Below are 8,942 nucleotides of genomic sequence, written 5' to 3' on the forward strand. Positions count from 1 at the left end.
GGCGTGGTTCGACCGGCTGGGTCTGCCTCGACTCTGCTGACCTCAACTTCTCGAACCGCCCGGTGCGGACCCGCATGCCGGGTGGTGTGGCAGGGGCGCGGCCAGATGGCCGCCTCCTATGCCGATTTTCAAACGCCAAAAAGGAACCAAAAGGCTTCGCCCCAGCGTCCGGCCCCTCGCCTAGGCTCGGCGTACCCTCGCTCCGGCATTCATCTGGGGGCATCGCCTCCGGTTGGCTTCGCTTCAACCTCCTCTCAATGTGTGCGGCTTCGCCGCACGGCGCTGCGCGCCCACCCCCCAGATGAACGCCTCCACTCGGCCTCCCGAAGGGGCGGGCAGATCAAAAGCCAGATCAAGATCAAGATCAAGAGCTGCAGGCGAGCTAACGCTCGGCCTGTTGAGTGGTGAGAAGCGCAAGGCGTACGCCGATTTATTGTAGGAGCGAGGCTTGCCCGCGAAGGCGTCCTGATAGCCGACTTGGTTTCGGTGATAGAACTCACTCCAGCAGGCCGATATATTTGCCCCACCCGAATACAATAAACATCCCAACGAACGAACACGCATTCAAGCGATAGGGAATTTCGATCCAGCGTCTTAAATGCAGTGGGAAGCAGCGAATATCCTCAAGCGCACGAGGATCGTCCAGTAAGAGTAAAGAAGGCCGTTTGCTTAGCATGGCCGTAATTAAGTTGAGCCTGTATCTGCGGCTGTAGAAACCGTATCCGTTTTTCCGACGGTAGGCCTGGATGAGGTAACAATTTTTAAGATGTGATTCCATTTCTTTGAGCTTGAAAAGTCCTACAAAAACCATAATCGCCAAGTTGATAATCGCCACAGTGAACAAAGAGATCACGACGGCTGCGTAGAGCAGTCTTGTTTCAGTCATGGGTACTCGATTCGTATAAGACTTCAGCGGTTGAATCAAGGATATGTGACAGCTTTATTTTTACTTGAGCTGCTTCGCTTCGACTTACAGGCGATGTCTTTGAATTTTTCAAACCTGAGTTCGGCTCGCAGTTTCAGGTCGCATAATTCTTTCAAACACAGGAGTCCGTCCGCTTCCTTGACTCGGCTAAACCAGGCCTGTGTATTTGGCCCAACCACACATTGCAAACATCCAGACAACGCAGAACAGATTGATGTGGCCAGGAATTACAATCCAAGGCCGCAGGTGTGCAGGAAACGTCCTCACTTCTTCAATTGCGACGGGATCTAAACGGCGCTGGTATTTGAATACCAATAGGGAATAGACCATCCCCATACTTCCTAGCCGGCTCAAGAAGCTACCGAACGGTTCAAATCGGTATTGCTTGACCAGATTCGATTTCACAAAGTGCGCCTGGCAGTCCTCTGCTTTGAAGTAGGCTGCGTATACCGATATCGCTGTGTTCACCAACATCACTGCCGTCCAAAGTAAACAAGACGCCAAAAATGCCCAGTTATGCTGACTCATGGAGCGGTAACCTGATAAAGCATTTCGCCGGAAACTTCACCGAGAACGGCCCCCCCGTCTGCGGTACCGGCGATCACGGCCCCACTCACCACCAACATACAGACGAGTCCACCTAACCCTACCGTTCCAGCGCCGATCGCAGCACAGGTTGCAGGGGCAACCATAGGGGCCAGTCGGCCAGCCGCTATGCCTCCCAAAACATTGCCAGACAATTTCGAGCCCTCCACAAACTTCACTTGACGACACTCCTCTTCGCGCCCTCTGCGGCAAGCCTCGCTAATTTTCATTGCCGCTGAACCTGCTCCCAGAGCTATCGCCACGTAACCACCTGTCTTCATATATTTAACGGCTTGAGAAACTGCTGAGATGTTCGTTGCGTAACCTGGTAACTGAGTTGGAGAACCTGCTTTGTTCCAATGATGAATAGTTTTTCGAGACGAAAGCCCCAACGCTCTTTTGAGCTTGGGATGATCGGCGAGTCCGAGTCCCTTGCGCACCAGAGGCCCGAATCCGGCGTCCAGTTTCGCCATCAGGCGTTTGCGTCGAGCAAAAAATTCTGGTGAATGAAGATGACGATGTTGTTGGTACTGCTCTTGATGCAGTCGCTCCAATTCTTTAAGAGTATCGCCGAGGCCTTCCAAATGACGACCGACCATAAACGTCGCCACGCCTAGTCCACCAGAAGAGATTCCCAAAAACGGCTCAATCACCTCATGGTACTCAACCATGAACGAAGCCTCTTCATCACTCAGATCTTCGAGCGCCTCGTTAACCTTCTGCGCAGCAATCATCATCTGCGCCTCTTCACGCCGGCACATGTAATGTCGTGAATCGCTGAAGATCACCATTTGCCCCGGCTTCACGTGCTCACCCAGATGGCGATTGAGTGAACGGAATTCGCGACGTAACGCATCACTTGGCGAACTCTCATACAGCGAGCGCTCCAGCGACTCAAGGCTCATGGGCTTTTCAACAATGTGAAAACCCGACTCCGCCGGTTTGGGTTGGGTAAAGGCGTGATCTTCGACCAGATGTTGCGCCGGGGGTGGTTCGGGTTGGGTCTTGAATCCATTCCATGAGCCGCCCCCGTTTTCCGGATTGACGCGAGGCGTGACCATTGCCCAATCGCCGCTGCTCACGGCGTTGAGCAGTTTTTGCTGGTGGGCGGCCTGCATGTAGTTGGAGCTGTTGGCGCCCACGGCATTGAGCAGGTCGTCGAACCCTTGTAAGTCGTGCGAGTAGTTCAGGGCCTGGCGAAGGGCGTCGGCAGCCTGATGGCTGTCGAGTACCTGGCCGCGCTCGCCGACGAGTTGGTGTTGGGGGATGAGTTTTGTCACGCTTTGTGCCCGATCCTTGGAAATGGGGCACTTTGGCGATGGGGCTCAAGTGTGAATGCCGGAGGATTCGGTAAAACTTGTAGGGCAAGTCTGAAATCTTGGCGGCGTTTGGGGGAGGGTGGTTAGTCAGCAAGTGATGGGCGGGATTGAGGGGCCAATCGCGGGCAAGCCACGCTCCCACAGGGGATTTTCGTCGTTCACAAAATCGGTGTCCCATGGAGATCAAATGTGGGGGCGAGCTGACTTTAAGGCGACACCTCTGCATAGGCAAAAAAAACCGCGACCCTCCCCCGAGGGCCGCGGTTTTTAACGCCTCGCGATTATTGCTGCAACACAGTCGCCCGGTTGTCAGAACCGAACTGCTGGACATTCGCCATCTGGGTCACGCCACTCTGGTCAACACTGGCAATGTTCCCGGTACCGCCCTGGGTCACGTACGCCACGTTCATGGTGTCAGCCTGTTTGACGGTGATCATGTTGTCGCTGCCATACAGCTGCGTGGTGAACGCCTGGTTGCCCGTGCCCGACTGGTCGAACTCGGTGGTGTTGCCCGTGCCGTTGGTGGTGCCCTGGGCCAGGTTGGTGGTGCCGCGCTGGTCGGCGATCAGGATGTTGTCGCTGCCGTTCTGGTCGAAGTACAGCTCGTTATAGGAATCGGCCTGGCTGATGGTGGTTTTGTTGCCGCTGCCGGTCTGGTTGGTGGTCATGATGTGGCCAACGCCATCCTGTTTGAAACTGGCGATGTTGCCGTTGCCGGCTTGTGTGACGGTCGCAACCTGGTTGCTGCCGAATTGGCCGCCCTGTTGCGGGCCTTTCCAGTTGCTGGCGTAGACCTTGTTTTCGGTACCCACGGAGGTGGCGGTCAGCACATGGCTGTCGCCGCTCTGGTAGGTGAAGTGCACATTGCCGGTGCCTTGCTGGTACAGCGCGAGCACCGAGCCGACGGAGTCGAACTGGTCGGCGTAGATGGCGTTGACGTCACCGACTTGCAGGACCTGAGCATAGTTGTTTTGGCCGAAGCTTTGGTCGACCACGGTTTCGTTGGTCTGCCCGTACTGGTTGACGGTGGCCTCGCTCGCGGTTTGTGCGCCTTGCCAGACCTCACTGCCGTTGAAGTCACCGAACTGGTTGATGGTCACGATACCGCCGTTGCCATCGCGCTGGTCGCCATAGGCATAGTTGCCTTCGCCGGCCTGGTTGATGCCGATCTCGCCGCCCATGTGCGCGATCTGTTCGGCGGTGCCGTAGTTGGCGGTGCCGTACTGGATGATCGTCGCGTTGTTGGCGATGCCCAGTTGAATCTGCTCGATATTGGCCTCGTTGTTATCACCGAACTGGAAGGTCTGGCCTTGGGTGGCTTCCTGGCTGTCCTGATAGATGAACGAGAAGTTGCCGCTGCCCGACTGTTGTTGCAGCGCCTGGTTTTCGCCCATGCCGATCGATTGGCTGGCATGGCTGGTGTTGCCGCTGCCGACCTGTTGCTGGGTGATGAGGCCGCCGTTCTCGAACAGTTGCTCACCGTAAGCGGCGTTGAAGTCGCCGACCTGATCCTGGGTGATGGTGCCGGTGGCGTTGTCTTGCACCGCCGCGGCATCGTTACCCTGGCCGAGTTGTTGTTGGGTGGCGGTACTGAACGGGGCCGCGGTCTGTTTCACATCGGCAACGTTGGCGGTACCGAGCTGAGCCTGGGTGGAAACGCTGTCGTCGGCCATCGCCTGGGCACTGACAATGACCAGTATGGCGGCGGTGAGGGGCGTCAGTTTGAACATGATGAAACCTCCAAGGGGTGCAGTGCTTTAGCGATATTGTTTAACCAAAACGCTCATGCCGTTCCCCGACTGGGTTACGGCGCTTGAAAGCCCCGTACCGGCCTGGTCGATGCGGGCGTCGTTGTTATTGCCGTTCTGGGAAATCTGCGCGCGGTTGTGGCTGCCGTTTTGGGTGATTGAGGCGGCGTTGCCAGAACCTTGCTGGGTGATCATTGCCATGAGGTCGCTGCCTTGTTGCAGGATGTAGGCTTCCTGGTTACTGCCCGACTGGACAATGGTGCCGAGCAACGATTGGCCGTTCTGTTGCAGCAGCGCTACGTTGGCCTGGCCGTTCTGGTCGATCAGCGCCTGCTGGCCAACCGGTGGAGGCAACTCGCCGAGGTCGGCGGAAGGTGCCAGGTCGTCGTTCTCCATCAAATCGTCGGCGCGCACGCCTGCACTGCTGCAAAGCAGAAGCAGGCACAGCAGGGCGGCGGTCGGCGTTTTCATGGCGTTGTCCTGTGGGAAGAGGCCGGCCCCACCCACCGAATCGGCGGGTGGGGCGAGGGCTCAGTTGGCGATGACCGTCACGGTACGCACGGTGCCTTGGGAGGAGCGGATGGTCGCCGTCGGATTAGCGGACGGGATCACCGTGGTGCTGTTGCTCACCGTCAACCGCCAGCGACCGGTCACCGGCACCGTGGTGGTGCCCAGGGTGACCAGCCCGGTCGGGGTGGTGACCTGTACGGTGATGGTGTTGCCGGTGATCACCGACGAGGTGCCCGCAAAGTCCCAGGTGAAGCGGTTGTTGGAGCGGGCCGACACCGTGGCCCCGGTCACTGCGAAGGTTTCCGCAGCAGGCCGTGGCGAGACTTGCACCGTGACCGTCGCCGGTGTCGACAGGGCGCCGAAGCTGTCCCGGGCGATGTAGGTGAAGGTGGTGGTGAAGGCCGTGGTGACCGTGGCCGGTGGGGTGTAGGTGATGACGGTGCCGTCAGTGGTGACAGTGCCGCGACCGGCTGCCGGTGGGGTCAGGCTGGCGACGGTGAGCGGCACGTTGCCTTCCGGATCGGTGTCGTTGGCCAGCACGTTGATCGGAATTGCCACACCCAGGGTTGCGATGCTGTCGGCGACGGCCACCGGAGACTGGTTAGGCGCCACGGTGATGGTCACGGTCGCCGGAGCGGTCGAGGCCAGGCCTTTGACGTCTTGAGCCTTGTAGGTGAAGGTCGTTGTCAGCGGTGCATTGACCACGGCAGGCGGGGTGTAGATCACCGCTGTCGTGCCGCTCAATGCCACGGTGCCTTGCCCGTCAGCCGGTGGGGTCAGCGCAGTGATGCTCAGCGGCGTGTTGCCGTCAGGGTCACTGTCGTTGGCCAGCAGGTTGAGGGTCAGCGGCACGCCGAAGCTGGTGCTGCCGGTGTCGGCGACGGAGAGCGGCGCCTGGTTCTCGCCGGTATCCGGTGCAGCACCGACCACCACGACGAACTCGGTGTCACTGCCGCCTGCGGCGGATTTGACCGTGACGGTAGCCGGTGGCTGAGTCAGATCTGCGATGGTCAGTCGTTGCAGGGTGCCGGATTTCGACAGACGTCCGTAACCCTGAGCAACCATGTCCGGCACCGCCACTTCATCCGTGGAGGTGGCCTCGATCAGCAGGCTGTGATTGCTCCAGCTGTAACGAGCGGTCTGGATTTTCACCAGGTCAGTGAGCTTGCTCGACACCGCCGTAGGCCGGGTGGTCCCGGCCGGGTTGGTGGCGGTGACCACCACCACCGCAGGCACGGTGGCCCCCGTCAGGCGCTGGCCGAAGAACTGGCCACTGTTGTCGCCGGGCATGTTGGTCAGGCAGGGCGTCTGCGGTGGTCCGGGCACAAGGGCCACGGTTTCGCGGAAGCACAGGCTCGAACCGTTGGTCGATTTGCCAAACACTTCTACCCGGGTACTGCTGGTGCCCGGGCCTGAAGCGGTGCGGCGGTAAGTGGCGCGGCCAATTTCCACCGGGGTTTGCGCACGGTTGTCGAGGACTTTGCCAGACACGGTAAAGAGGTTGGTCTGGATGGTCCCGGCAGGCCCCTGCACACGCAGGAAGTTGTTATCGAACGGGCTGCCGGTGACCGCTTCGGTGAGGTTCGGATCGCCGACGAAAGTCTCGGTGGAGCCGGTGTCCGGGTTCACTTCGGTGTACGGACCGTTGACGCTGCGCAGGAATGGCCCGATTTGACCATTGAGAGCGCCGCTGAAATCGCCCGGTACGCCGATGCCGATGTCGCGGGTGATGTTGATCGCCCGACGGCCCGGCGTGGTGACGTTGACCGTTTCCACGCCGTACGGGTGGGTGATGGTGTAGGTCCCGGCGACAGGCACGTTCACCCGCAGACGAATCCGCGCGAAGCTTACCTGATCGCCGTCGACAGGGTTTTCGGACGCGAATGCCGCTTCGATCCCGGCCACGTAGGCGTCCACGCCATAGCCTCCGACATCGGCGATGGTGGTCTCGGCGAGGTACCAGAACGCTTCCGGTGGCCAGTTATCCGGAAACACCATCGGCTGGGTGTCGTCGAAAACCCCGGGTTCCGGATTCAGGATGCACATGTAGGACGGCGCGCCTGGTGCACCAGGCGACCGCGAGCTGGTAGCCCGCGACTGGCACAGTTCCAGCGACAGCAGATTGTTGTCCTGATACCACATCGGGAATTTCCCGGTGGCAAAGGTGTAGGGGCCGGGGTCGACGGCAGCGAGTTGCGCGAAAGCACTGCCGGACAGCGATAGAGTCAGTCCCAGGGCGTTGAGCGCCAGGCGTGGCAATTTATTCATGATGCCTCCTGATGAGGATCTGGCCATGAGTGCGTTCATTGCACGATGACCACTTCTTCGATATCGCTGCCGCCATTGGATGACGTCACTCGAACCTTGGCCGGTGGAATCGGCGAGATGCCGGTCGCCAGGGATTTCACTGCGCCATCGCCACTCAGGGCGCCGATGGCGACACCGGTGCCGGTGGTGGCGGTGAGTACCGGCGGCGAGGTTTCATCGCTGGTCGAAGCCACTACCGTGATTTGCGCGGTGCTCAAGCTGTACTGGGCGGTCTGGATCACCACCAGGTCCGTCAGTGGCATCGACAACGTGGTCGGCGTGCTGGTGGGAATGGCCAGGTGGTTGTCGGCGGTTACCACCAGGCTGCTTGGCAACGTCGGGTTGGTTGAGGACTGGGCGTACCAGCGGCCGGAGGTATCAGCCTCGGTCAGGTTCAGCGCCGGGCTGTTGCTGTCCAGGGTCACGGTGGCCGGTGGCGGCGGGGCCATGACGAACACATCCTGCTGCGCCACCGGTGCGCTTTCACCGGCCTTGCGCGAGTACGTGCTGCGCTCGGTGATCATCGGGGTTGGCCGGACCACGGTCGACAACTTGCCGGAAATGGCCATGACCGTTGTGCGCAAGTCCAGACCGTTAGGCCCTTCGATGCGGATGTAGTTGGTATTGAAAGGGCTGCCGGTGAAGGCTTCTTCCAGGTTCGGATCGCCAACGAATCGCTCGGCCGACCCGGTGACCGGGTTGGTCTCGGTGTAGGGGCCGTTGACGCTGCGCAGGAACGGGCCGATGTCACTCTTGAGTGCGCCGTCGTAGGTTTTCGGCGTGCCGATGCCGATGTCGCGGGTCATGTTGATGGCGCGAGTCCCTCCGGCGGGAACGTCAAAGATGTCGACGCCGTAGGGGTGGGTGATGGTGTAGACGCCGGCGGTAGGCACGTCCACCCGAATACGGATGCGGCCAAAACTGACCTGGTCGCCTTCTACCGGTTCTTCAGCGGCGAAGGCGGCTTCCACGGCGCTGACATACGTCAGGTCGATGCCCCGTGCGGCATCGACGATTGAGCCGTCACCGATGAACCAGAACGACTCATCGGGAAAGTTGCTCGGGAAAACGATGGGCTGCGCGTCGTCGAAAACCCCGGGGGTCGCGCCCAACAGGCACATGTAGGCCGGGGCGCCGGGTGTACTGGCAACCCGGGAGCTGACTGCCTTGGACAGGCACAGATCGAGGGTTCGGCCATGGCTGTCCTGATACCAGGCGGCGAACGAGCCGTTGGCTGGCACATAGGGACCGGGGTCTACGGCAAACAGCGCTGCCTGGGCAACACTTTGGGCTAAAGCGCTGACGACCAGAGCGGCCGCCGTTTTGGACAGTAAAGGGTGCATGAGTATTCCCTCTATCGAAGTACCTGCCCCGTAGGGATGGGTCAGTCGACAGTGGCTTTGGCAACTTCCATACCAATCTTTGGAAACGGCCGGCAGAGGCCCGCAGCGAGGGCGTGTAGCGCGCAAACGATTTCGCGGCGCCAAGGGCGCGAGCGGGCGACTGTCCCCAGCATTGGGGGTAGGTGGGGGCAGTGGGGTGTGCGGG

The 8,942-nt window shown here is 60.1% G+C and carries 7 protein-coding genes; all 7 read right to left on the reverse strand.

Going from position 1 to position 8,942, the window contains the following annotated elements; genetic code table 11:
* Positions 1-496: 496 nt before the first annotated feature.
* The 7 genes from EYC95_RS29615 to EYC95_RS29645 all read right to left on the reverse strand — a co-directional run bounded on the left by EYC95_RS29615 (position 497) and on the right by EYC95_RS29645 (position 8,737).
* Positions 497-886 (reverse strand): hypothetical protein, encoded by a 390-nt coding sequence (locus EYC95_RS29615; RefSeq protein ID WP_131063481.1) that lies wholly within the window; start codon positions 884-886, stop codon positions 497-499.
* Between the two features lie 186 nt (positions 887-1,072).
* The gene (locus tag EYC95_RS29620; protein WP_131063482.1) at positions 1,073-1,453 is read right to left on the reverse strand and encodes a hypothetical protein; all 381 of its coding nucleotides are present in this window, start codon (positions 1,451-1,453) and stop codon (positions 1,073-1,075) included.
* Positions 1,450-2,790, reverse strand: a complete 1,341-nt coding sequence (locus tag EYC95_RS29625) for a hypothetical protein (RefSeq protein ID WP_131063483.1) — start codon at positions 2,788-2,790, stop codon at positions 1,450-1,452. Before EYC95_RS29625 ends, EYC95_RS29620 begins: the two co-directional genes overlap by 4 nt.
* 320 nt (positions 2,791-3,110) lie before the next feature.
* Positions 3,111-4,559 (reverse strand): curlin, encoded by a 1,449-nt coding sequence (locus tag EYC95_RS29630; protein WP_131063484.1) that lies wholly within the window; start codon positions 4,557-4,559, stop codon positions 3,111-3,113.
* A 27-nt stretch (positions 4,560-4,586) separates the two neighbouring features.
* Positions 4,587-5,048 carry a curlin gene (locus EYC95_RS29635; RefSeq protein WP_131063485.1) on the reverse strand — a complete coding sequence of 154 codons (462 nt, stop codon included), beginning with the start codon at positions 5,046-5,048 and terminating at the stop codon, positions 4,587-4,589.
* 60 nt (positions 5,049-5,108) lie between these two features.
* Positions 5,109-7,355, reverse strand: coding sequence for an Ig-like domain-containing protein (locus EYC95_RS29640; RefSeq protein WP_131063486.1), 2,247 nt, complete (start codon positions 7,353-7,355; stop codon positions 5,109-5,111).
* A gap of 35 nt (positions 7,356-7,390) precedes the next feature.
* Positions 7,391-8,737: a hypothetical protein gene (locus EYC95_RS29645; protein ID WP_131063487.1), complete on the reverse strand. Its 1,347-nt coding sequence runs from the start codon at positions 8,735-8,737 to the stop codon at positions 7,391-7,393.
* Positions 8,738-8,942 lie beyond the last annotated feature (205 nt).

Source organism: Pseudomonas sp. BGI-2 (assembly GCF_004310295.1).
Taxonomy (GTDB): Bacteria; Pseudomonadota; Gammaproteobacteria; order Pseudomonadales; family Pseudomonadaceae; genus Aquipseudomonas.